Consider the following 21623-nt stretch of genomic DNA (forward strand, 5'->3'; position numbering starts at 1 on the left):
TTAACGCCTAGCAGGAACATGGTTTATGAATGGTAAATGCTATCGATTATAGAGCGCCATGAAGTCGGGCCATGCGGCGGGGTCGATCACCGTCTTGTCGCGGCAAAATGCGTTGCAAAAGCCAAAGACACGGCCGTCGATCGTCAGAAAATCGGTCACCGGATCGCCGGAATAGGGGCAAGTGGCGTTTTCAGCAGGGCCTGATAGGCAGGCTTGGGCCGTGATCGCTGCTGGTCCAGGCCAAGCGCCACGGGTCAATTCCGGATAGTAGGGACATGGTTCATAGGTTTTTGTCAGGCCCATGGCCCGCCATTGCCGAAACAGCGAATGGTTTAGATGGCGCTGCACATAGGCCTGCGTTGCCTTTGACACAGGCAGATTATACGTGGCGATCCGCCCAGCAAGCGGCGCAAAAAACACATCTGCCAAGCTGTAGTCGCCAAATAGCCAACCACCCTCGGTGCCATCCATGGCCCAAGCAGAAGCAAAGAGCGCCTCAACCCGCGCCAAGTCATCCAGCACGCCTTGGGATGGTTTAAAGCCTTCGATCTGGCCTAGTAAATCGCCGGGACAATCGTTGCGGATATGGGAAAAGCCCGAGTGCATTTCGCCGACCATCCAGCGCGCGCGCAGTCGGTGATCGGCGCGGCTGGGCCAAAGGCCTGCGCCCGGATTTTCTTCGTGCAGAGTTTCGGCCATGGCAAGGCTGTCTTGGGTGTAGCGCCCATCGGACATTTCCAGAACCGGTACCAAGCGGGCCAGCGGCATATGGGCCAAATCGTCGGCCATGGATCCAGAATAAAGGCCAACCAACTGGGACCGGTGAGGGATGTCAAATGCTGCCAGCATCAGCCATCCGCGCATGGACCACGTGGAAAACCTGCGGTCGCCTATATAAAGTGTGTAGCTCATGGGATTAGGCTAGTTGCGCTACGCCGTCCGGGGCAAACAAAGAATTGACGCAAAGCCCATCACGGAACGCGATTGATCTGTTTCACGGTCCAGTCGCCTGCCTCATGGGTCAGGGTGGTGATCGACAAGTTGTCGATCTTGTGACCCAAGGCCTGATAGGGGGTGCAGCCCATAGCCCGTTGAATTTGTGTCATAATCACGCCGAAATGTGCCACGGCGATGATGTCACCGTTTGGAATATCACGGTTCATTTGGTCCACCACTTGGGCAAGGCGGGCGGCCGCGTCGTTCCAGCTTTCGCCGTTTGGGGGGCGGACATCGCCGGGTTCTTCCCAATAACGGCGGGCCAGTTCTGGGTCGCTGTCACTGACGGCTTGAAAACCCAACCCATCCCAATCGCCAAAGTTGAACTCGCGGATTTGCGGTGTATCTGGCAGACGTTTGCGTTGGGGTGTCTGAACGGCATCTGCGGTTGCCGAGGCGCGGATCAGGTCTGAGGCAACAAGGGTGGCTGTTTCGGGCAATAGGCCGTTGAGCCGTTTGATTTGGGCTGTGTCGGACAAATCCGCGGGCACATCGCGCCAACCAACAAAGGATTTTTCATGGGTCGGGCCATGGCGCACCCACCACCAGCGTGTCATGGCAATTGCCCCTTTAGGACTTGGGGCAACCCGGCAATCACTTGAACGGCCAAGTCTGCATGGGTCGCAAGAGATTGGTTGAAAGCCCCCTGTATGCCGCGAAACTGACGCCCTAGCGAGGTATCAGGCACGATGCCAGCGCCGACTTCATTTGTGACGATGATCACTGGATCGGGATGCGCGCCAAGAGCCAAAAACAGGTCATGGCTGTGTTGTTTGATATCTGCCTCGGCCAGAAGGTGATTGGTCAACCAAAGCGTGGCGCAATCAATCAGTGTTACACTACCGCGCGCACAGCGTGACAGGGCATTTGGCAAGTCAAACGCCTCTTCTATGGTCAGCCAATCGGGCCCGCGTTGGGTTTGATGTGCTGCAATCTTTTGCTGTGTTTCATCGTCCCAGACCTGACTGGTGGCGATATAATTTCTGGGTAAGGCGCTGGAAAATATCATACTTTCCGCGAATTTGGATTTTCCGCTGCTTGCGGCTCCTAGCACCATTGTCAACTTTGGCAATTTTTTTTGTGTCATTTGTGATCCAAGTCCCGCGTGCCTCCGTAATGCTTACCAAACACATAATCCAGAGTCCAAGCGGTGCTGCCCACCGACTTGGAGTTGACTAAGGGAGAATACCAAATGGCATTTGACGCACCCTATGATCAATCGATGTCGCGCCGCGCGATGAAAGCGGAATTGCTTGATGCGGAAACGGAACTGAAGCTGGCCTACGCTTGGCGCGATGAGCGCGACGAGGCGGCCCTGCACCGTTTGATTACCGCCTACATGCGTTTGGCAATCTCGATGGCAGCAAAATTCAAACGCTATGGCGCGCCGATGAATGATCTTATCCAAGAGGCGTCTTTGGGCCTGATGAAAGCGGCGGACAAGTTTGACCCAGATCGCGGTGTCCGGTTCTCGACCTATGCTGTGTGGTGGATCAAAGCATCGATTCAGGATCACGTGATGCGCAATTGGTCCATGGTGCGAACCGGATCGACCTCCTCACAAAAATCACTGTTCTTTAACCTGCGCCGGGTTCAAGCCCGCCTCGAGCGTGAGAGTGCCGCTGCCGGCGAGGCATTGGACAAGCACCAGATGCGCCAAATGATCGCTACAGAAGTGGGCGTGCCCTTGCATGATGTTGAGATGATGGAAGGCCGCTTATCAGGGTCAGACTTTTCGCTCAACGCCACGCAATCTACCGAGGACGAAGGCCGCGAATGGATTGACGCGCTGGAAGATGACAGCGCGCAGGCCGCCGAAGTGGTCGAGCACGACAAAGACATCGACACCCTACGCGGTTGGTTGGTCAATGCGATGGACGCGCTGAATGAACGTGAACGGTTTATCGTGCGCGAGCGCAAACTGCGGGATCAGCCGCGGACTTTGGAGAGTCTTGGCGATGAACTTGGGCTGTCCAAGGAACGCGTACGTCAGCTTGAGGCAGCGGCCTTTGGTAAGATGCGCAAAAACCTTGAAGGGCAATCCGGCGAAGTTTTTGAGTTTCTGAACTAGCCCCAAACACACACACACTCACGGTGCTAGCTTAGTTTCAGGGCCGGTCTGCATGCAGGCTGGCCTTGAGTTTGTCAGGTCTGCTGTCTACATCTTCACAGTATCAAAAAGGCGGGTCCAAAGATGGTGGCAGGCAAACATATTTTATTGGTGATTACCGGCGGCGTGGCAGCGTTCAAGTCGTTGGATTTGATCCGGCGCTTGCGCGAGCGCGGGGCGCTGGTTACGCCAGTGATGACGGCGTCTGCGGCGGAATTTGTGACGCCCCTGTCTGTATCGGCTTTGTCCGGGCAGAAAGTCTATTCTGATCTGTTCAATCTGACCGATGAGGCCGAGATGGGCCATATCGAACTGTCCCGTGCAGCCGACGTCATCGTCGTGGCCCCTGCAACGGCGAACATCATGGCAAAAATGGCTGCTGGGATTTGCGATGATCTGGCCACGACACTGCTGCTGGCCACCGATAAAGATGTGCTGATCGCGCCGTCGATGAATGTGCGGATGTGGGATCATCCGGCCACTCAGCGCAATTTGGCGCAATTGCAGGCAGACGGTGTTCGCATCATTGGCCCCAATGAGGGTGACATGGCCTGCGGCGAATACGGTCCGGGGCGCATGGCTGAACCTTTGGAAATTGTCGCTGCAGTAGAGGGTTATTTTGCCAATGGGCCCTTGTCAGGCAAGACGGTTGTCGTGACCTCCGGTCCGACCCATGAACCTATTGATCCGGTGCGGTATATTGCCAACCGTTCCTCTGGTGCTCAAGGCACTGCCATTGCCGAGGCGTTGGCGAAACTAGGGGCGGATGTCACGTTTATCACCGGTCCAGCCGATCATCCGATGCCACAGGGGGTGCGCCTTGTGCGTATTGAGACCGCGGCTGAGATGCATGCCGCCGTTACCGAGGCTCTGCCTGCGGATGCCGCGATCTTTGCGGCGGCTGTTGCGGATTGGCGCGTGGCCAGCGCCAGCGACAGCAAGATCAAAAAGGACGGGAGCGGCCAGTTGCCTGTTTTGGAGTTTGCTGAAAATCCTGACATTTTGCAGGATATCTCGCATCTGCGCGAGGGGCGGCCACAGTTGGTGGTTGGGTTTGCAGCGGAAACCGATGACGTGATTGCCAATGCCACGGCCAAGCTGAAAAAGAAGGGCTGTGATTGGATCGTGGCTAATGATGTGTCGCCTGAAACCGGCATTATGGGTGGCAGCGAAAACGCAGTGACCCTGATTACCGCTGATGGGGCCGAGCCTTGGGCGCGTGCCAGTAAGACAGACGTGGCCGCGAAATTGGCGCAGCGCATCGCGGATGCCCTGACATGACCGTTGTGCAATTCATGTGGGACACGGGCGCGGATCAGTCCCTTGGGGTGCCAGAATACGAGACCAAAGGGGCTGCGGGCGCGGATCTGCGTGCGAATTTTGTGGATGGCGGTGACATGGTTTTATCCATTGGGGCACGGGCGTTGATCCCCACGGGCTTGCGCGTGGCTATCCCCGAAGGCTTTGAAATTCAGATCCGCCCTCGGTCAGGTTTGGCGTTGAAACATGGGCTAACTCTGGCCAATGCGCCGGGGACGATTGATGCGGATTATCGCGGCCCACTTGGGGTGATTTTGATAAATCTTGGTCAGGCCGATTTTGTGATCAAACACGGGGAACGCATCGCACAAATGGTTGTGGCCCCTGTTGTGCAGGCCCAATTTGAACTGGTGTCAGACCTTGATGCCACCGCGCGCGGCGCGGGTGGATTTGGCTCAACCGGGCGGCGCTGATGATTGTTGTTTTTGTCATGGCGGGCTTTTTGTGGGGAATGGGCGCTGTCCTGAAAACGCCCCACCAAGCGCGCTGGATTATGATTGGCCTTCTGTTCGTGGGCGTGTTGTGTGTGCATTTGATCCTTCCAGACGGGCACCCTTTGCGCGAAGGATTGGGTGGCTCGCCTGCGTTATGGATCATGTTGGGCTGTTTTGCGGGGCTTGCCTATTTTTACCGCAAAGGGCTGATGTGGATCCGCGCGCGCACCAATCCGGTTAGTTTCGATCCACCAGTCACAGGGCAATTATTTGCGGATGTGGAATTGGAACGATATGCGCGCCATATTGTGCTGCGCGAAGTGGGCGGACCGGGGCAAAAGGCACTTAAGCAATCCAAAGTATTGGTCATTGGTGCAGGCGGTCTGGGCGGCCCCGCGATGATGTATTTGGCCGCAAGCGGTGTTGGAACCATCGGAATCATTGACGATGATCTGGTGGAAAACACCAATCTACAACGGCAAATCGTGCACAAAGATGCCAGCATCGGCACGCCCAAGGTGTTTTCAGCCGAGGCCACGATCAAGGCGCAAAATCCGTTTGTCGCGGTACGTCCATACCATCGACGTTTGACCGCCGATATCGCCACGGATTTGTTTGCAGACTACGACCTAATTCTGGATGGCAGCGATAATTTCGAAACCCGCCGCTTGGCCAATCAAGTGGCCGTGGCCCTTGGTAAACCGTTGATCGGTGCGGCCTTGACCCAATGGGAAGGGCAGATCAGCGTCTATCGCGGCGTGGGCGACGTGCCCTGCTATGCCTGCGTGTTCCCCAAAGATCCTGACCCAAGTCTGGCCCCCAGTTGCGCCGAGGCCGGTGTGATCAGCCCCCTGACCGGTGTGATCGGATCGATGATGGCTGTTGAGGCGATGAAAACCATTGTGCAGGCAGGGCAGAGCCTTGAGGGCGAAATGCTGATTTACGACGCGCTTTATGGCGAAACCCGCAAAATCAAACTGAAACGTGATCCGGCCTGCAAGGTTTGTGGCAGCTAGGGCTGGACCTTTGGGGGGTGGCTTCCTAGCTTGATCTTCAAAGGAGCTTTCCCATGACAAATCCGCTTTTGGACGACTGGTCCACCCCGTTTGATGTGCCACCCTATGCGCTGATCAGCGACGACGATTTCAAACCAGCGTTTGAGACCGCTTTGGAGGCTGCAAAAGCCGATGTTCTGGCGGTGGCCGACAACCCCGACGCACCTACGTTTGAAAATACGATCGAGGCATTGGCACGGGGCGGTAAGGCGTTGGACAAAGTACTGTCTGCGTTCTTTTCGCTGGCTGGTGCCGACAGCAATCCGGCCCGCGAGGCTTTGCAGACGGTATTCTCTCCGGCCTTGGCGCAATTTGGGTCCTTTGTGTCGCTGAATGAAGCGTTGTTTACCCGCATCAACGCCTTGTGGGAGGCGCGCGATACGCTAGGCCTGACCCCGGAACAGCACCGTGTTTTGTACCTCAAACATCGTAATTTTATCCGCGCGGGTGCCGCTTTGGAAGGGGCCGCGCGCGAGCGGCTCAAGGAGATCACCCAACGTTTGGCAACCTTGGGCACGCAGTTCAGCCAGAACCTGCTGGCCGATGAACGTGAGTGGTCGCTGACTTTGGGCGCGGATGATTTAGACGGCTTGCCAGATTTCTTGTTGGATGCGGCGAAATCTGCGGCGGCTGAGGCGGGCAGCGAGGGCCATGTGATCACTTTGTCGCGCTCGTTGGTGGTGCCATTCCTGAGCACCTCCAATCGCCGTGATCTGCGCGAAGTGGCCTACAAAGCGTGGGCTGCACGCGGGGCCAATGGGGGCGAGACGGACAACACTGGTCTAACAACGGAAATGTTGGAATTGCGTCACGAGATGGCGCAGCTTTTGGGATATGATAATTTTTCAACCTACAAGTTGGAAACAGAAATGGCAGGCACGCCGGAACGGGTGCGCGGGTTGTTGATGGACGTCTGGACCCCCGCAAAAGCCGCGGCTGATGCAGATGCCAGCGTGCTTGAGGCGATGATGCATGCGGATGGGATCAACGGTGATCTGGCCCCTTGGGACTGGCGGTTTTATGCAGAGAAACGCCGCAAGGCCGAACATGATTTGGATGAGGCGGAACTCAAACCATACTTGCAACTCGATAAGATGATTGAGGCGGCTTTTGACTGTGCACACCGTCTGTTTGGTCTGGAGGTCAAGCCCGTAGATGTTGAGATGTACCACCCCGACTGCCGCACCTTTGAAGTGTCGCGTGGGGGGCAGCATATCGCGCTGTTTGTAGGGGATTATTTTGCCCGCGCCAGCAAGCGATCCGGGGCATGGTGTTCGGCCCCGCGGGCGCAACATAAAATGGATGGGGACGTGCGCCCGATCGTGATGAATGTGTGTAATTTCGCCAAACCTGCGGCCGGAAGTCCAGCTTTGCTGTCCTATGATGATGCGCGCACCTTGTTTCATGAGTTTGGCCATGCCCTGCACCAGATGCTGTCGGATGTAACCTACGAGAGTATATCTGGCACCTCGGTGCCGCGCGATTTCGTCGAATTGCCCAGCCAGCTATATGAGCATTGGTTGGAGGTGCCAGAGGTCCTGCAAAAGTTTGCGGTGCATGCAGAAACAGGCGCGCCGATGCCACAGGATATGTTGGAACGGCTGCTGAACGCCGCGACCTTTGATATGGGGTTCAGCACGGTGGAATATGTGGCCTCGGCTCTTGTAGATCTGGAATTCCACGACGGTCCACCACCCGCAGATGCAATGGTTAAGCAAAGCGAAGTTCTGGATCAGATCGGGATGCCTGCCGCTATTGAAATGCGCCACCGCACGCCGCAATTCGCCCATGTGTTTTCCGGCGGATATTACGCCTCAAGCTATTACAGCTACATGTGGTCCGAGGTGATGGATGCCGACGCGTTCGAGGCATTTGAAGAGGCAGGAGGCGCCTTTGATCCGACAATGGCAGCATCACTTGAGGAACATATCCTGTCCAAAGGCGGGTCCGTTGATCCGGCTGAACTTTATGTAGCGTTTCGGGGGCGCCTGCCGGATGTAGGCGCACTGTTGAAAGGCAGGGGCCTTGATAAAGCTGCGTAATATGGCCGACTGATCAGTCGCGGATTTCGTCTGGTTTCACACCCCAAAGGGCCTCTTTACGGGCCCATCCGCGATAGCCGCTTGCGTTCAGACGGCACCATGTTTTGCTGCATTTGCCCAAGCGCGCGACCACACCGATCTCTAACTTGGCTTTGGCGGGGGCGTTCGGCTCGGGCTTGGCCAATAGGGTCAACTCGTCTTGTTCGATGATCACGGTTCGGGTGCCGGACAGCAGCGAATAATGCACCCAACCGCCGACACCGTCGCGGTCTTCGACCCGGCGCCAATGGCCATGTTCTGCAGTGATTTGCAGCGGCATGTCGCGGTGTTTGAAGATCCAGTCGATCTTGTGGGTCAAGGATGGGCCACGGCGTACGTTGCCTTCGGAGGCCTTCATCGAGACAAAGCGCGGGATCGGCAAATTGGTTTCCGATCCAACATCGGCCCACAGTGCAGTGGATATGACAGCCGCCATTACAGATACACTGATCCCAACGCCAATTTTGCGCATTTTTCGTGCCCTTTGCCTGTTATTCCGATCTGCGGGTTCTTGTGTCCCGTCGCGGTTGCGGCCACCATGCCACCAACAGGACGGCAACAAAAGACGTAAGGACCCGCCATGCCAAGAGAACGTTTGAGTGTTGTCGTTACGCGACGGTTGCCCGACGTCGTTGAGACGCGAATGAGCGAGCTGTTTGATGTGCAATTGCGCACGGACGACGCGCCTATGTCCAAGCTGCAATTAACCGAGGCGATGAAATACGCCGATGTTTTGGTCCCGACTGTGACGGATGTCATCGATGCAGGCATGTTGGCCAGTGCGGGGCCGCAGTTGAAACTGATCGCAAGCTACGGGGCAGGGATCGACCATGTCGATGTGGCCACGGCCCGCCAACGGGGGATTTTGGTCAGCAACACCCCTGGCGTGGTCACCGAAGATACGGCTGACATGACCATGGCATTGATCCTGTCTGTCACAAGGCGCATCCCCGAAGGGCTGGCCTTGATGCAATCGGGATCTTGGACAGGTTGGGCCCCCACAGCCCTGCTTGGGGGCCGTGTGGGTGGCCGCCGGTTAGGGATTTTGGGTATGGGCCGGATTGGTCAAGCGGTGGCCCGTCGCGCCAAGGCCTTTGGTATGCAGATCCATTACCATAACCGCAAACGTCTGCGGCCCGAGGTCGAAACCGAGTTGGAAGCCACATATTGGGAAAGCCTCGATCAGATGATCGCACGCATGGATATTGTGTCGGTCAACTGTCCGCATACGCCCTCGACCTTTCATCTCATGAACGCGCGACGGCTGAAACTGATGAAACCGTCGGCGGTGATTGTGAACACATCACGCGGTGAAGTGGTGGATGAAAACGCCCTGACGCGGATGCTACGCAGTGGCGAGTTGGCAGGTGCCGGCTTGGATGTGTTTGAACGCGGGATCAGTATCAACCCGCGCCTGCGCGAACTTAACAACGTGGTGTTGCTGCCTCATATGGGATCGGCCACAGAGGAAGGCCGGATCGAACAGGGTGAGAAGGTCCTGATTAACATCAAGACGTTTGACGATGGTCACCGGCCGCCGGATCTGGTTGTGCCATCTATGCTGTGATCGCAGTGGCCTTTATGGGGCATGCTGGGGCTATCAGGGCCATTTTTTCGTCATAAGGCCCGCTTCTTGTTGTTCTTCCACGACTTTAACGTAGTGCTTCATGGCATGGTCTGGCCCGAACACGGATCGCTTGGCTTTGCACCGGTGCACGCGGCCCATGTGATGGAAGGTGCCGGGCAGATCGCAAACCATATCATCATCGCGATTGATACACAGGCAAAAGCCGTCGTTTTTCACGCGGCCGCGGGTTTTGCGTGGACGGGGTGAGGCAAATCCAATGCCTGCCACACCCCAACTTTTGGTCAGGATTTGGGTCGAGGCCGCCCCAAGGGAATGGCCGATAATGTAGTTGGCTTTGTAATTCTTACGTTCCATCCAGTCGTAGATCACCTTGGCATGGGCGAGGAACCCCTGATGCCAGATCGTGCCACTGGCGCCGGGTTGATAGATCTCGTCTGACATGCGGTAGCGGGTTTTGCCCAGTCCGATCATCCGCAAATTATAACGAATATAGTCGGCCACAGAATTACTGCCGGGGATCAACAAAACACCGTTGGTCAGAAAATACGCTTGGACGTCGTCCTCGTCGAGACTGTCTTTTATCTTGGATTTAACGCTGGCGTGTTTTTTGGCGGTGTAAGACGCCTCGGCCAACAGGGCCGCAGTAGCGATGGGGTAACGATGCATGGACTGTCCTTTTTTCGGTACAGCTTAGGCGGCTAGTTGCCCTTGGGGAAGGTCTGCTATTCCTTACTTTGCCAATTGCTGCGTCGGGGCTTTGCCGCTAGGTCGAAACGCTGGCCTTCGCCAGACCCACTGCTTCGGTTTTAACCCTGCGCAATACCTCAAGGAATCCCGCCAGAAAGATTGCCTCTGCCATTAGTTTTGCGACTTCTTCCAGTGTTCCAAGGCTTTTCTTGATCCCGGGAAGGATCGTATCCGGAATGCCCGCCCATTGCAGAATAGCCGCATCATTGGTGACAATGTCCAAAATTACAGACAGCCCTACGACGGCAAATCCGATCCCCAGATAGGCAAACAAAACTGGATGCCGGGTTATTTCCGCACGGTAGAAATATAGGGTTGCAACGCCCAAAAACGCGTAGATTGCGATGATGATATCATCAATCCGGTCGGTCAAAGAGGTCTCGGTGATGTTAAAAAATTTGTGGATGTCTTTGTCCAGGCCTTCGTGGAATTTGAAAAGATCGTCGTAGGCCAAGAACATGAAACCCGCGGCCATGATCAGCCAAATCAGATGGCCGGGCCGGTTTCGGTAAATCCGAAAACTGATGACACCCAGTAAAATCAATAAGATCCCCGAGATATATGTGCCTGCCATATTTTCGGAATAGTGTTTAGACAGGTGACCCGCCAGATAGCCCAGCAGCACCATGATTGCGTTCAACACGAACACGGTTCCGATGACCCGGCGGCTGCTCCAATAGTCTAGTCTGTGCACTGTGAAACCCTTTGGCGGATGGTTGTTACCATTGTGTTACAAAGACACAGCGCTCGCAACAAGATAGCCCGGCCAAGCAGGTTGAACGGGGTGGGTCAGTGCATGTTGCAGCTCAGGTGTAGGTTTGGGCGTCTGTGGGAAAGGCGCGTGTTTTCACTTCTTCGGCATAGGCTTTGACCGAAGCCTCGATTTGCGGTCCTAAGTCCCCGTAAACTTTGACGAATTTTGGTGTCCATTCGTTCAGGCCCAGCATGTCCTCAAGCACTAGAATTTGCCCGTCGCAATCCACGGAGGCGCCGATCCCGATGGTCGGAATATCGATCTGTTTGGTGATTTTGCTGGCCAAAGGTTCGACCATGCCTTCCAACACGACAGCAAAGGCGCCAGCCTCGGCCACGACTTTGGCGTCGTTTTCATGGGCGGCCCAAGTGTCCTCATTGCGGCCTTGAGTTTTGAAACCGCCTAGAACGTGGCTGGATTGCGGGGTCAGGCCAATGTGGGCCATCACCGGAATGCCACGTTCTGTCAAGAACCGGATGGTGTCGGCCATGCGTGCGCCGCCCTCCAGTTTGATCGCACCACAGCCGGTTTCCTTCATGATCTTGGCCGCATTGCGGAAGGCCACGGACGGGCTTTCCTCGTAGCTGCCAAAAGGCATATCCACCACGATCAACGCGCGTTGGGTGCCGCGCACAACGGCCTTGCCGTGCATGATCATCAGATCCAGCGGCACACCTACCGTGCTGTCCATGCCATGCATCACCATGCCAAGGCTGTCGCCCACCAAGATGAAATCTGCGTATTTGTCGACAATGGCTGCAGTGTGCGCGTGATAGCTGGTCAGCGAGACAATCGGCTCGCCGCCTTTTCGTTGGGCTATTTGCGGCACGGTCGTACGGCGGATCATTTCACTTTGACTGCTCATGAGGGAACCTTTCGTGAGGTTAGGCGGGGCCAACGACGGCTTGGTCGATCAATAATACGCCGCCAAAATCGGCAGAGACCATGATGGCGGTGGGCTGGGCGATACGGCCCTCAAGCGGGGCCAGCGTTTCGGCGGCAACGATATCAATCGCCCGCAAAGTCGCGCGGGGCTCTGAGTTGATGATGCCGCGCACTTCCCCATCGAGGGCCATGACAGTGGCACCGGTTCGGGCCAGTTTATCTGCAGCGCTCAACGCTTTACTCAGGCACACGGCGGCGGCGCGATCCTCAGCACTGAGGCGCACGTTGCGTGATGACATGGCCAGTCCGTCGGCCTCGCGTACAGTTGGCACACCGTGGATTTTCAAAGGCATATGCAGGTCTTGAACCATGCGTTTGATCACTTGCAGTTGCTGATAGTCTTTTTCACCGAAATAGGCGGCATCGGGTCCGACAATGTTGAACAGTCGCGCCACAACAGTTGCCACCCCACGAAAATGCCCGGGCCGCACAAGCCCGTGCAACATGTTGGCCATGCGGGTTGTTTCGACGATGGTCTCATCGCCCTCGGGGTAAATCACACTGACCTCAGGCATAAAGACCATATCAACCTTCTCGCCGCTCAGCAGATCGATGTCGCGACCATCGTCAGAGGGATAATGGGCCAGATCTGCCTTTTGGCCAAATTGCGTAGGGTTCACAAAGATTGTTGCCACAACACGATCATGATCGCGTGCTGCATTGCGCATCAGGGTCAAGTGACCTTCGTGCAAAGCGCCCATAGTGGTGACCAAGCCGACTGTTTCGCCCGCTTCGCGGTACCCGGCGAGTGTTGCCCGCACCTCAGCCACGGTTCGACAAATTTGCACCAGAATATCCCCCCAAGGTCATCTTTGGTGCCTTGATACTGCTCGCAGCATTTCACGACAAGCAAGTAGGTCGGTTTCAAGCCTGTTATGGTCGGGTGACGTGGGATGAACTGCTGAACCTGCGGCAATATTGCCGCAACGCGTGATTGGGAGAATCGTCATGTCATCGGGTGAGAAAACATATGTAAAGGCGTTGGTCGTTGGTGGTGGCGCTGTTGGCACGGCGATTGCCTATTCCTTGGCCAAAGGCGGCTGGAAAGATGTGATGCTATTGGAGCGGGACGAATTGACGTCAGGCTCGACGTGGCACGCCGCTGGGTTGTTGCCGTATTTCAACATGTCCTTTGCCACGACCCACATCCACGATCATTCGATCAAGCTTTATAAGGAACTTGAGGCCGAAACAGGTTTAAACGCCGGCTTTTCTGTCGTTGGGAACCTGCGCATGGCCCAGACACAGGCGCGAATGGACGAGTATATGCTCTATGCCTCCACGGCGGAAACTGTGGGTGTTCCATTTGAATTTATGACGCCTGCCCAGATCAAAGATAAATGGCCGCTGATACGCACCGAGGATCTGGAAGGCGCGATTTATCACCCCACGGACGGCTACATTAACCCCGCTGATGTGACCATGGCCATGGCCAAGGGCGCGCGTCAACGTGGTGTGATGATTGAACGCAAATGGCAGGTAGATGGCTATCACTGGACGGGCGAGCATTGGGAAGTGACCTGTTCCAAAATGGTCGAAAAGGGCGGCAATTTGCTGGCCTCGGAAGAAACCCGTGTGATCTGTGCCGAACATGTGGTCACGGCCACGGGCAACCACGCCCAACGCACAGCACAACTGCTGGGCATCAAGATCCCCGCGATCCCTGTGGAACACCAGTTTATCGTTATGGATCAAGACCCTGCCTTGGTTGAATGGCGCAAGAACAACCCGGAACACCCTGTGATCCGTGATGCAGATGCGCAATCCTACGTGCGCGAAGAACGCGGTGGTTGGATTTTGGGTGTGTATGAAAAGAACGCGCCAGCGCGGTTTGAATATGGCGTACCCGACAGTTTCCGCGCCGATCTGTTCCAGTTGGATTTGGAGCGGATTGAAGAACAATATCTGGCGATGATCCACCGTATCCCCTCCTGCGAAGAAAGCGGTCTGAAGGATGATTTTAACGGCCCAATTTGTTATACGCCGGATGGCAACCCATTGGTTGGGCCAGCCCCCGGTTTGCGTAATATGTGGCTGGCCGAAGGGTTCAGCTTTGGTATCACGGCGGCGGGCGGCACAGGCCATTACTTGGCGCAGATGATGATCGAAGGTGAGGCCGAGATCGACATGGCTAGCCTCGATCCCAAGCGCTATTCCAGTTGGATGACGACGGAATTTGCGGCGCGCAAGAACGAAGAATGCTACGATCACGTCTACATCCTGCACCACCCTGATGAAGAACGCCCTGCGGCACGGCCCTTGCGCACATCGCCTGCCTATGACCGCCAAGCCGCACGAGGTGCACAATTTGGCTGGGTCAATGGATGGGAGCGCCCGAACTATTATGCGCCGATGGGATTCAATGATCATGACAGCCGCAGCTTCCGCCGTGGCGGTTGGTGGCAATATGCAGTAAACGAGGCCAAAGCCATCCGCGAAGGTGTCGGCCTGATTGATGCCACAGCTTTCACAAAACATCTGGTGAAGGGTGCCGGGGCTGCTGCGTTCTTGGATTGGTTTACCACGAACAAACTGCCCCGTGTGGGCCGCATCAATCTGACTTATGCGCTGACGTCCCATGGGACCACGCGTACGGAATACACCATTGTGCGCCTCAAGGATGATGAGTTCTATCTGGTCTCGGCTGGCGCTTGGACGGACTATGATGCCGACTTCCTGCGCAAAGCCATTGAAGACAAAGAAGCCGAGTTTGGCCGCATTGAGTGCCAAGATGTGACGACCCAATGGGGTGTATTCGCGATTGCAGGCCCCAAAGCGCGGGATGTGTTGGCGGAAGTTATAAAAGACGCTGATCCTGAAACGGCCCTGTCAAACAAACGCTTCCCATGGCTGTCTGCGAAACAGATCGAATTGGGTATGTGCCCCGTAAACGCGATCCGCGTAGCCTATACAGGTGAGCTGGGTTGGGAATTGCACCATCCGATCGAGATGCAGAATTACCTGTTCGACCTGCTGGAAAAAGCCGGCGAAAAGCACGGCATGAAACTGGTCGGTGCGCGGGCGCAGAACTGGTTGCGTATGGAAAAATCCTACCGTGCGTTTGGCACCGAATTAGGCCGTGACGCGACGCCTTTGGAGGCGGACCTGCCGCGCTTTGTGGACTTGAACAAAGACTTCCACGGCAAGGATGCAATGGTCGCTAAAGGCATCCGCTCCAAATGTGTAACGCTGTTGATTGACGGTCCTGAGGATGCGGATCCGTGGGGGCGTGAGGCGCTGTATTCCGGCGATACCAAAGTGGGGCGTTTGACCTCTGGTGGTTATTCTGTGGCCTTTGGTAAAAGCATCGGCATGGGGTATCTGCCTCCAGAAATGGCCGAGGTCGGCACCAAAGTGCAGGTCAAAATGCAGCGTAAGTTGTGGGATGCTGTGGTGGTTGAGGACAGCCCCTATGATCCCAAAAACGCCACGATCCGCGTTGATGGCTAGTGAAAGCGCGCGGGGCTGAGGGCTGCAACCGTTTCGGGTGACAGGGCATCGCTTTCACGCCCATTGGCCAACAAAGCCAAAAGAGTAGCGGCCGCAGGAGCGGTTTGAAAACCGTAGCCGCCTTGACCCGCGAACCACAAGAAGTCCGGGCTTATTGGATCTGGCCCAATGATCAAAGACTGATCTGGCGCAAAGCTGCGCAGACCCGCCCAAGAGCTTTGCACCCGGGAAACGGGCACAGTGACCATGCCCTCGTACCGCGACAGGCCTTCTGCGATGGTCATGTCGTTGGCCCACGCATCATGGGGCTCGCAGGGGACCGCTTCGCTGGGTGAGACCAGCCATGACGCGCCACTGGGGCGGGCATACCAATCGCCTGCGCTGCTGATGATCATTGGCCAGTCCGACATGTTTTGCCCGTTTGGCGGTGGCAATTGTGCCATAGACCTGCGCATTGGTTGGATCCCTAGGGGTACAACGCCAGCCATCTTCGCAATGTCGTCGGCCCATGGGCCAGCTGCGTTGATCAAAATGTGGGCGCTGAAACTGTCGGTTTTGGTCTCGACCATCCAACCTTGCGTGATCTTTGTGATCTTTTCGACCTTTTGGTCCAGACACAAATCCGCCCCGTCGCCACGGGCCGCGCGCATGTAGGATTGCATCATCAAATCAGTGTCCAGATCAAAGGCTTGATCCGTATAGGCGGTGCGTGTGCAGCGCGTCGGGTTGAGGATGGGAAATAGCGTTTGTGCCTGTGAAAAGGGGATCTCTTCTATTTGCATCAAACGCACTTCGCCGTCGAATTCCACCTCGTGCCCGCGCGGTCCTACCATCAACAGGCCACGGGCAGACAGGGCGCCCATGTCTTGCAATTCTGCCATGCTCGCAGTGTTCAAGGCGCAGACGACATCATTGCCGTAGTCTTCAACGAAAATGGCGGCAGAGCGCCCACTGGCATGATGGGCAAAGGTGTTTTCGGCCTCTAGTAATGTGGTTGTGCCAAGAGGGGCAAACATGGCGGCGGCAGATGTGCCTGCGATGCCGCCACCAATCACTAGAAAGTCGATCATTCAAAGCTCCAATTCTGTGTTGGTGTTACGGTGTTACGAGAGAACAGGTGCATCCGGCTTTTGGGCCACTCTGACGCCCTTGCCAGAATAATGCGTCAGCCCGAACGACAATATCATACAGGCCGCAGCCACACAGCAGACCCACATCCCTGTCACAGGCACCGTCAAGACAAAGACCGCACCACCCAGCCGTGCAGCAATGATATCGTAGCTTGCAATGCGCCCATGGATGGCTGCATCAGACATACGAAACGCCAAATCCGTCGTTGGTGCGTTGTTGAGTGCCATACCCGTACCGATCAAAATAGCTGCAAGGAAATGCAGGCCAACGGTTTCGGGCCACATAGCAAAGATCACAACGCCAATGCTGTTGACCAATGCGCCAATGAGCAAAAGTTGCTTAAGACGCAGGCGCTGACCCAAGATCGATATGGCGAGGTTCATCAGGCTGAACACGCTCCACACCACAAAGAGGATCAAGCCAATGGTCGTAAGTGGCACGTTGTTTGCGGCGCCGATCAGGGATACGGCCACCATAAACCATGTGGTCAGGCCATAGTTCAGGAAAATATACAGCAACAGTGCCCAGACATGGCGGCTCAGCCGGCCAGTGGATTGGAAGGGGTTGGTGCTGGAAGCAGGGTCTTTTTTGGCCGCTGTTTTTCGATCACTTGGCCGAGGCAGACCCAACAGTGCAAGCCCTGCAAAAATTGGGATCACAGCCCAACCGGCCTGCCAATTGAAATGGGTCGTCAAATAAGCGGCGATAAACGGATAGACTGCGGCCGCAGCCCCCGTAAGCATTCCCCAAGCCCCCAACGCAGACAGCGCGCTATCGGGTTTACGTGCCGCCAAGAGGGCAGGGATCATGGGCGAAAACAGGCCCGCGCCAATGCCTTGCAAGATCCTAAGCGGCAGCATGGTGTCTAGGGCGGGACTCATCAAAATAGCAACTGATGCCACGAAAAACAGCGCAGCCCCTGCGGTAAAAACCGCCTCGCGCGAATACCTGTCGCCGATCCAGCCTGCAAAAATGATTGAGGCGACCAGCGCAAACTTATAGCTGCTCACCAGCATGTAGGCGGTGTTTTCGGACAGGTCAATCGACTGCGACAGCCCCCCAAGGATCAGTGGAAACGTCGTTATTTCAATCACATAGGCGATCGAGATAACCATCAGTCCAAAGGGAGGGAACCCCTTAATCCTCACGTTTGTCGCTCTTCATACGTTTGCGAGATGTTTTGGCGTAGTCCCCTGGCACTCTGTTTTCCCCTACGCGATCGACAATCGTTGCTTTGTAATCGGCCCAATCCTGAGCGGTCATTTCAGCCATTGACCCAACTTTGTTCGTGTTCCGGTTGAGCTTGGTATCTAACTGACTGCGATGCAAGGGCTGAATCGTAAACAGCGGATGGTCGCGTTTAAAGCTGACGACCGTATCGGTTTTGGTTAATCGGATATTTGTGAAGAGGGGGCCAAACCAGCGGTCTGTTTCCACAACCCCTTCAAATCCTTGGATGTGTTGTGTGTTGGGGATATTGGCGGGCTCACGGATCAGCAAGCACCAATCTGGTGCGGTGCGTACAATGAGGCCAGACCAGATTTGCAAAACCCCAGGTTGTAAAACTGACGCCAGAAACGGTGGCGCATACCCTTTGATGTCCGGTGGGCAGTTCGCGTCAAATTCAGCGGAAAATTTCGGGTATTGGGCACTGTCCAGCGGCATCCAATCTGCAGCACCGTCGTAGGTCCAATGGATTTGAGTGCCATCCCACATCAGCGAAAAATCTAAAGGCGGGAACACATACCAGCCAAGCTGTGAGGCAAGGCGGATCGGTTCGCAGTAACGATAGGCACGCAGGGGCAATGTGCCGCCTGCCGCAGGATCTGCGGGGACAGGTTGACTGGCCTGAGGCACAAGTCTGTAAAACGTCGCAAGCGCGTCGCTAGACTGCGACGCGCTGCTGGCATTAGCCGTAAAGTCTTCCAATTGGGTGCCTTTGATTAAGCAGCTTCAACTGTGAAGATAGGTGATTTGTTTGCGATATGCACGAGGCCATTGTCTTCGCAATCTGTCGAGAAGGCTGGCGATTTGTTGGCGATATGCACAAGGCCTGCATCTTCGCAATCTGTTGAGAAGGCTGGCGATTTGTTGGCGATATGCACGAGGCCCGCGTCTTCGCAGTCTGTTGAGAATGCTGGCGATTTGTTGGCGATATGCACGAGGCCTGCATCTTCGCAATCTGTTGAGAACGTTGGCGACTTGTTGGCGATATGCACAAGACCCGCGTCTTCGCAGTCTGTTGAGAACGCTGGCGATTTGTTGGCGATATGCACGAGGCCCGCGTCTTCGCAATCTGTTGAGAAGGCTGGCGATTTGTTGGCGATGTGCACGAGGCCTGCATCTTCGCAATCTGTCGAGAAGGCTGGCGATTTGTTGGCGATGTGCACGAGGCCTGCATCTTCGCAATCTGTTGAGAAGGCTGGGGATTTGTTGGCGATGTGCACGAGGCCCGCGTCTTCGCAGTCTGTTGAGAAGGCTGGGGATTTGTTGGCGATATGCACGAGGCCCGCGTCTTCGCAGTCTGTTGAGAAGGCTGGCGATTTGTTGGCGATGTGGACATTGCCTGCATCTTGCACGTCAAATTCGGTTTTGAACGACGGTGACTTGTTTGCGATGTGAACACGACCTGCGTCGGTGACATGGTCAAAGTCAGGTGTGAAGGAAGGGGCCTTGTTTGCGATGTGAACAAGAGTTGTGGCGGCGAGTGTAGTTTTAGACATGTCAGTCTCCAGGTGAGTTTAGTTAACGATGCTTAACGTTCTCAGCCTTGAAACAGTTATGTCAATTAGGTTGTTTTGTTTAGTGTTAATCAAATTTTAACTAACAAAAACAAAGGGTTATTTTTTCGAAATGTTTAAGGAAAGATTAATGCTGCACACGCACAGGGGGAAAACGGTAGAGAATCACTCAACTTTACGAAAAAACCCGAGCCATTGGCCCGGGTTTTTGAGGTTTTTGGATACCGCAAAGGCTAGTTCGGGACGTCGCCTGTGATGCCTTCGATGTAGAAATTCATCCCCGCCAAGGTGCCGTCATCGGCTGTTTCACCTTCGGCCAACCAAACGCTGCCGTCTTGTTTGTTGATGGGGCCTGTGAAGGGGAAATACTCGCCTGCGGCAATCGCGGCTTCCAACGCTTCGGCTTCGGCGCGCACATCGGCTGGAACGCGGTCCGAGATAGGGGCCATCTCAACCATGCCCGGTGCGATGCCGTCCCATGTGTCGGTGCTTTCCCAAGTGCCGTCCATGACCGCCTTGACGCGCGCGATATAATAAGGTGCCCAGTCATCGATGATTGCTGTCAGCTGGGCTGTTGGACCAAAGTTGATCATGTCAGAGGCCTGACCGAAGGCCATGATCCCTGCTTCTTCGGCTTTGGTCATTGGCGCTGTGGAGTCAGTGTGTTGCATCAACACGTCTGCGCCTTGTTCGATCAAGGCTGCTGCTGCATCGGCTTCTTTGGCAGGATCAAACCATGTGTAGACCCATACGATTTTGAACTCGACGTCAGGGTTCACCTTTTTGGCGTGCAAATAGGCCGAGTTGATGCCGCGGATCACTTCTGGGATCGGAAACGAGGCGATGTAGCCCACAGTGTTGGTTTCGGTCATTTTACCCGCGATGTGGCCCAAAATTGCGCGGCCTTCGTAAAAGCGTGCGGAATATGTGGACACGTTGTCTGCGCGCTTAAAGCCTGTGGCGTGCTCAAACTTCACATCAGGGAACTTGGCCGCAACGTTCAGGGTCGGGTCCATGTAGCCAAAGGATGTTGTAAAGATGATGTCGTGGCCAGACAGGGCCATTTGGGTCAAAACCCGCTCGGCATCAGCGCCTTCTGGGACCGATTCAACAAAGGTGGTCTCAACTGCGTCGCCAAAGGCCTCTTCGACAGCCAGACGGCCTTCGTTGTGTTCATAGGACCAGCCAAAGTCGCCAACGGGGCCTACATAGATAAAGCCAGCTTTGGTCTTGGCATGGCCATCGGCGAATGCGCCAGTGGCGAGGGCCATAGCAGCAACGGCCCCTGTCAGCAGTGATTTGAGTTTCATTCAGGTCTTCCCCTTGGTTGGTATGCCTCAGTTTGAGGCATGGAATATGCGGCCTAACATCGCCGGTGCATTGAGTGCTGCACGGGATTTGTCCGCGGAAATTATCACGAGCACCAAAATTGTTATCAGATATGGGCTCATGGACAAGTACGCAGCGGGGATCGCCACCCCTGCGGCCTGTAAGTTCAACTGGAGGACGACAAATCCGCCAAAAAGATAGGCACCTATTAACGCGCGTGGGGCGCGCCAGCTGGCAAAGACAACAATGGCCAGCGCAATCCAGCCCGCGCCTGCGGTCATGCCTTCGGTCCATTGCGGTACCCGTGCCAATGACAGATAGGCACCGCCGAGGCCCGCACAGGCCCCACCAAAGCCGATTGCCGCAAAACGGATGCGCACGACCTTATAGCCCAAGGCATGGGCTGCATCGTGGTTCTCGCCCACAGCGCGCAAAACTAAACCGACCCGGCTGTATTTAAGGACGGCCCAAACGGCGGTCACCAGAGCAATGCTGAAGTAGACCATGGCATCATGACGGAAAAGAACAGCGCCGAAAAACGGGATGTCACTGAGGATGGGGATGTCCAGTTTCATAGCGGTTGGGCCCAAAACGCCCACATAACCTTGGCCTAACAGCGCCGACAGGCCCAAACCAAACAGCGTCAGCGCAAGGCCGGTTGCCACTTGGTTGGCCAGTAAAACCTGTGTCAGGAAGGCAAAGATCATTGATAAAAGGGCTCCGCCGACAGCGGCCCCGAGAAATCCCAAGGTTGTTGATCCGGTCTCGACGGCGATGCCAAAGCCGCAGATCGCGCCAATGATCATCATGCCCTCGACGCCTAGGTTCAAAACCCCTGCCTTTTCCACAACCAACTCGCCGATTGCAGCCAGTAGGATCGGCGTGGCCGCCACCATCAGCGAGGCCAGCAAGAGGGTTGGGGTGATTGCGCTGAGATCCATG

21 protein-coding genes are annotated in these 21623 nt (G+C 55.7%); 7 read left to right on the forward strand and 14 right to left on the reverse strand.

Annotated elements, in window-relative coordinates; translation table 11 throughout:
* Positions 1-39 precede the first annotated feature (39 nt).
* The 3 genes from ACIRQ6_RS03415 to cobU are packed head-to-tail and all read right to left on the reverse strand — an operon-like array spanning position 40 to position 2083.
* The gene (locus ACIRQ6_RS03415) at positions 40-912 is read right to left on the reverse strand and encodes a glutathione S-transferase (protein WP_420862736.1); all 873 of its coding nucleotides are present in this window, start codon (positions 910-912) and stop codon (positions 40-42) included.
* 59 nt (positions 913-971) lie between these two features.
* Positions 972-1553 carry a histidine phosphatase family protein gene (locus ACIRQ6_RS03420; RefSeq protein WP_420862737.1) on the reverse strand — a complete coding sequence of 194 codons (582 nt, stop codon included), beginning with the start codon at positions 1551-1553 and terminating at the stop codon, positions 972-974.
* Positions 1550-2083 (reverse strand): bifunctional adenosylcobinamide kinase/adenosylcobinamide-phosphate guanylyltransferase, encoded by a 534-nt coding sequence (gene cobU / locus ACIRQ6_RS03425; protein WP_420862738.1) that lies wholly within the window; start codon positions 2081-2083, stop codon positions 1550-1552. The genes ACIRQ6_RS03420 and cobU overlap by 4 nt, the downstream gene beginning before the upstream one ends.
* A 105-nt stretch (positions 2084-2188) precedes the next feature.
* On the opposite strand from cobU, the gene ACIRQ6_RS03430 reads away from it, so the two are divergent.
* The 5 genes from ACIRQ6_RS03430 to ACIRQ6_RS03450 all read left to right on the forward strand — a co-directional run bounded on the left by ACIRQ6_RS03430 (position 2189) and on the right by ACIRQ6_RS03450 (position 7957).
* Positions 2189-3067 (forward strand): RNA polymerase factor sigma-32, encoded by an 879-nt coding sequence (locus tag ACIRQ6_RS03430; protein WP_420862739.1) that lies wholly within the window; start codon positions 2189-2191, stop codon positions 3065-3067.
* A 123-nt stretch (positions 3068-3190) separates the two neighbouring features.
* Positions 3191-4387 carry a bifunctional phosphopantothenoylcysteine decarboxylase/phosphopantothenate--cysteine ligase CoaBC gene (gene coaBC, locus ACIRQ6_RS03435; RefSeq protein WP_420862740.1) on the forward strand — a complete coding sequence of 399 codons (1197 nt, stop codon included), beginning with the start codon at positions 3191-3193 and terminating at the stop codon, positions 4385-4387.
* A complete protein-coding gene (gene dut / locus ACIRQ6_RS03440; protein WP_420862741.1) occupies positions 4384-4839 on the forward strand; it encodes a dUTP diphosphatase in 456 nt (151 codons plus the stop codon). The genes coaBC and dut overlap by 4 nt, the downstream gene beginning before the upstream one ends.
* Complete coding sequence (locus tag ACIRQ6_RS03445) at positions 4839-5876, forward strand: HesA/MoeB/ThiF family protein (RefSeq protein WP_420862742.1); 1038 nt, start codon at positions 4839-4841, stop codon at positions 5874-5876. The genes dut and ACIRQ6_RS03445 overlap by 1 nt, the downstream gene beginning before the upstream one ends.
* 53 nt (positions 5877-5929) lie before the next feature.
* Positions 5930-7957: a M3 family metallopeptidase gene (locus ACIRQ6_RS03450; RefSeq protein ID WP_420862743.1), complete on the forward strand. Its 2028-nt coding sequence runs from the start codon at positions 5930-5932 to the stop codon at positions 7955-7957.
* 13 nt (positions 7958-7970) lie between these two features.
* Here ACIRQ6_RS03450 and ACIRQ6_RS03455 read toward each other — a convergent pair whose 3' ends face one another.
* The gene (locus tag ACIRQ6_RS03455) at positions 7971-8432 is read right to left on the reverse strand and encodes an SH3 domain-containing protein (RefSeq protein ID WP_420863843.1); all 462 of its coding nucleotides are present in this window, start codon (positions 8430-8432) and stop codon (positions 7971-7973) included.
* 144 nt (positions 8433-8576) lie between these two features.
* Between ACIRQ6_RS03455 and ACIRQ6_RS03460 the strand changes: the two genes are divergently transcribed.
* Positions 8577-9563 (forward strand): 2-hydroxyacid dehydrogenase, encoded by a 987-nt coding sequence (locus ACIRQ6_RS03460; protein WP_420862744.1) that lies wholly within the window; start codon positions 8577-8579, stop codon positions 9561-9563.
* Between the two features lie 33 nt (positions 9564-9596).
* Here ACIRQ6_RS03460 and ACIRQ6_RS03465 read toward each other — a convergent pair whose 3' ends face one another.
* From ACIRQ6_RS03465 to panC, 4 genes are all read right to left on the reverse strand, one after another.
* A complete protein-coding gene (locus tag ACIRQ6_RS03465; RefSeq protein WP_420862745.1) occupies positions 9597-10250 on the reverse strand; it encodes a hypothetical protein in 654 nt (217 codons plus the stop codon).
* Between the two features lie 97 nt (positions 10251-10347).
* A complete protein-coding gene (locus ACIRQ6_RS03470) occupies positions 10348-11025 on the reverse strand; it encodes a hypothetical protein (protein WP_420862746.1) in 678 nt (225 codons plus the stop codon).
* Between the two features lie 112 nt (positions 11026-11137).
* Complete coding sequence (gene panB / locus ACIRQ6_RS03475) at positions 11138-11950, reverse strand: 3-methyl-2-oxobutanoate hydroxymethyltransferase (protein ID WP_420862747.1); 813 nt, start codon at positions 11948-11950, stop codon at positions 11138-11140.
* A 19-nt stretch (positions 11951-11969) separates the two neighbouring features.
* Positions 11970-12818, reverse strand: coding sequence for a pantoate--beta-alanine ligase (gene panC / locus ACIRQ6_RS03480; RefSeq protein WP_420862748.1), 849 nt, complete (start codon positions 12816-12818; stop codon positions 11970-11972).
* A gap of 160 nt (positions 12819-12978) precedes the next feature.
* Between panC and ACIRQ6_RS03485 the strand changes: the two genes are divergently transcribed.
* Positions 12979-15480, forward strand: coding sequence for a GcvT family protein (locus ACIRQ6_RS03485; RefSeq protein ID WP_420862749.1), 2502 nt, complete (start codon positions 12979-12981; stop codon positions 15478-15480).
* Here the strand turns inward: ACIRQ6_RS03485 and ACIRQ6_RS03490 are convergent.
* The 6 genes from ACIRQ6_RS03490 to ACIRQ6_RS03515 all read right to left on the reverse strand — a co-directional run bounded on the left by ACIRQ6_RS03490 (position 15477) and on the right by ACIRQ6_RS03515 (position 21622).
* Entirely contained in the window at positions 15477-16550 is a 1074-nt protein-coding gene (locus tag ACIRQ6_RS03490) for an NAD(P)/FAD-dependent oxidoreductase (protein ID WP_420862750.1), read from the reverse strand. The two genes, ACIRQ6_RS03485 and ACIRQ6_RS03490, sit on opposite strands and share 4 nt — an antisense overlap.
* A 33-nt stretch (positions 16551-16583) precedes the next feature.
* Positions 16584-17726 carry an MFS transporter gene (locus ACIRQ6_RS03495; protein ID WP_420862751.1) on the reverse strand — a complete coding sequence of 381 codons (1143 nt, stop codon included), beginning with the start codon at positions 17724-17726 and terminating at the stop codon, positions 16584-16586.
* A 22-nt stretch (positions 17727-17748) separates the two neighbouring features.
* Complete coding sequence (locus tag ACIRQ6_RS03500; protein WP_420862752.1) at positions 17749-18540, reverse strand: DUF6065 family protein; 792 nt, start codon at positions 18538-18540, stop codon at positions 17749-17751.
* A gap of 14 nt (positions 18541-18554) precedes the next feature.
* The gene (locus ACIRQ6_RS03505; protein ID WP_420862753.1) at positions 18555-19334 is read right to left on the reverse strand and encodes a hypothetical protein; all 780 of its coding nucleotides are present in this window, start codon (positions 19332-19334) and stop codon (positions 18555-18557) included.
* Positions 19335-19585: 251 nt separating this feature from the next.
* Positions 19586-20662: a BMP family ABC transporter substrate-binding protein gene (locus ACIRQ6_RS03510; RefSeq protein ID WP_420862754.1), complete on the reverse strand. Its 1077-nt coding sequence runs from the start codon at positions 20660-20662 to the stop codon at positions 19586-19588.
* 27 nt (positions 20663-20689) lie between these two features.
* Positions 20690-21622, reverse strand: a complete 933-nt coding sequence (locus ACIRQ6_RS03515) for an ABC transporter permease (protein WP_420862755.1) — start codon at positions 21620-21622, stop codon at positions 20690-20692.
* Position 21623 lies beyond the last annotated feature (1 nt).

This window comes from Algirhabdus cladophorae (assembly GCF_044772865.1).
Taxonomy (GTDB): Bacteria; Pseudomonadota; Alphaproteobacteria; order Rhodobacterales; family Rhodobacteraceae; genus Algirhabdus; species Algirhabdus cladophorae.

Coding starts and splice junctions, on each gene's coding strand:
- ACIRQ6_RS03455 (WP_420863843.1), bottom strand. CDS start 8,432: ATGGCGGCTGTCATATCCACTGCACTGTGGGCCGATGTTGGATCGGAA.
- dut (WP_420862741.1), top strand. CDS start 4,384: ATGACCGTTGTGCAATTCATGTGGGACACGGGCGCGGATCAGTCCCTT.
- ACIRQ6_RS03485 (WP_420862749.1), top strand. CDS start 12,979: ATGTCATCGGGTGAGAAAACATATGTAAAGGCGTTGGTCGTTGGTGGT.
- ACIRQ6_RS03510 (WP_420862754.1), bottom strand. CDS start 20,662: ATGAAACTCAAATCACTGCTGACAGGGGCCGTTGCTGCTATGGCCCTC.
- ACIRQ6_RS03515 (WP_420862755.1), bottom strand. CDS start 21,622: ATGGATCTCAGCGCAATCACCCCAACCCTCTTGCTGGCCTCGCTGATG.
- coaBC (WP_420862740.1), top strand. CDS start 3,191: ATGGTGGCAGGCAAACATATTTTATTGGTGATTACCGGCGGCGTGGCA.
- ACIRQ6_RS03445 (WP_420862742.1), top strand. CDS start 4,839: ATGATTGTTGTTTTTGTCATGGCGGGCTTTTTGTGGGGAATGGGCGCT.
- ACIRQ6_RS03465 (WP_420862745.1), bottom strand. CDS start 10,250: ATGCATCGTTACCCCATCGCTACTGCGGCCCTGTTGGCCGAGGCGTCT.
- ACIRQ6_RS03490 (WP_420862750.1), bottom strand. CDS start 16,550: ATGATCGACTTTCTAGTGATTGGTGGCGGCATCGCAGGCACATCTGCC.
- ACIRQ6_RS03495 (WP_420862751.1), bottom strand. CDS start 17,726: ATGGTTATCTCGATCGCCTATGTGATTGAAATAACGACGTTTCCACTG.
- ACIRQ6_RS03420 (WP_420862737.1), bottom strand. CDS start 1,553: ATGACACGCTGGTGGTGGGTGCGCCATGGCCCGACCCATGAAAAATCC.
- ACIRQ6_RS03430 (WP_420862739.1), top strand. CDS start 2,189: ATGGCATTTGACGCACCCTATGATCAATCGATGTCGCGCCGCGCGATG.
- ACIRQ6_RS03460 (WP_420862744.1), top strand. CDS start 8,577: ATGCCAAGAGAACGTTTGAGTGTTGTCGTTACGCGACGGTTGCCCGAC.
- ACIRQ6_RS03415 (WP_420862736.1), bottom strand. CDS start 912: ATGAGCTACACACTTTATATAGGCGACCGCAGGTTTTCCACGTGGTCC.
- ACIRQ6_RS03505 (WP_420862753.1), bottom strand. CDS start 19,334: ATGTCTAAAACTACACTCGCCGCCACAACTCTTGTTCACATCGCAAAC.
- cobU (WP_420862738.1), bottom strand. CDS start 2,083: ATGACACAAAAAAAATTGCCAAAGTTGACAATGGTGCTAGGAGCCGCA.
- panB (WP_420862747.1), bottom strand. CDS start 11,950: ATGAGCAGTCAAAGTGAAATGATCCGCCGTACGACCGTGCCGCAAATA.
- ACIRQ6_RS03450 (WP_420862743.1), top strand. CDS start 5,930: ATGACAAATCCGCTTTTGGACGACTGGTCCACCCCGTTTGATGTGCCA.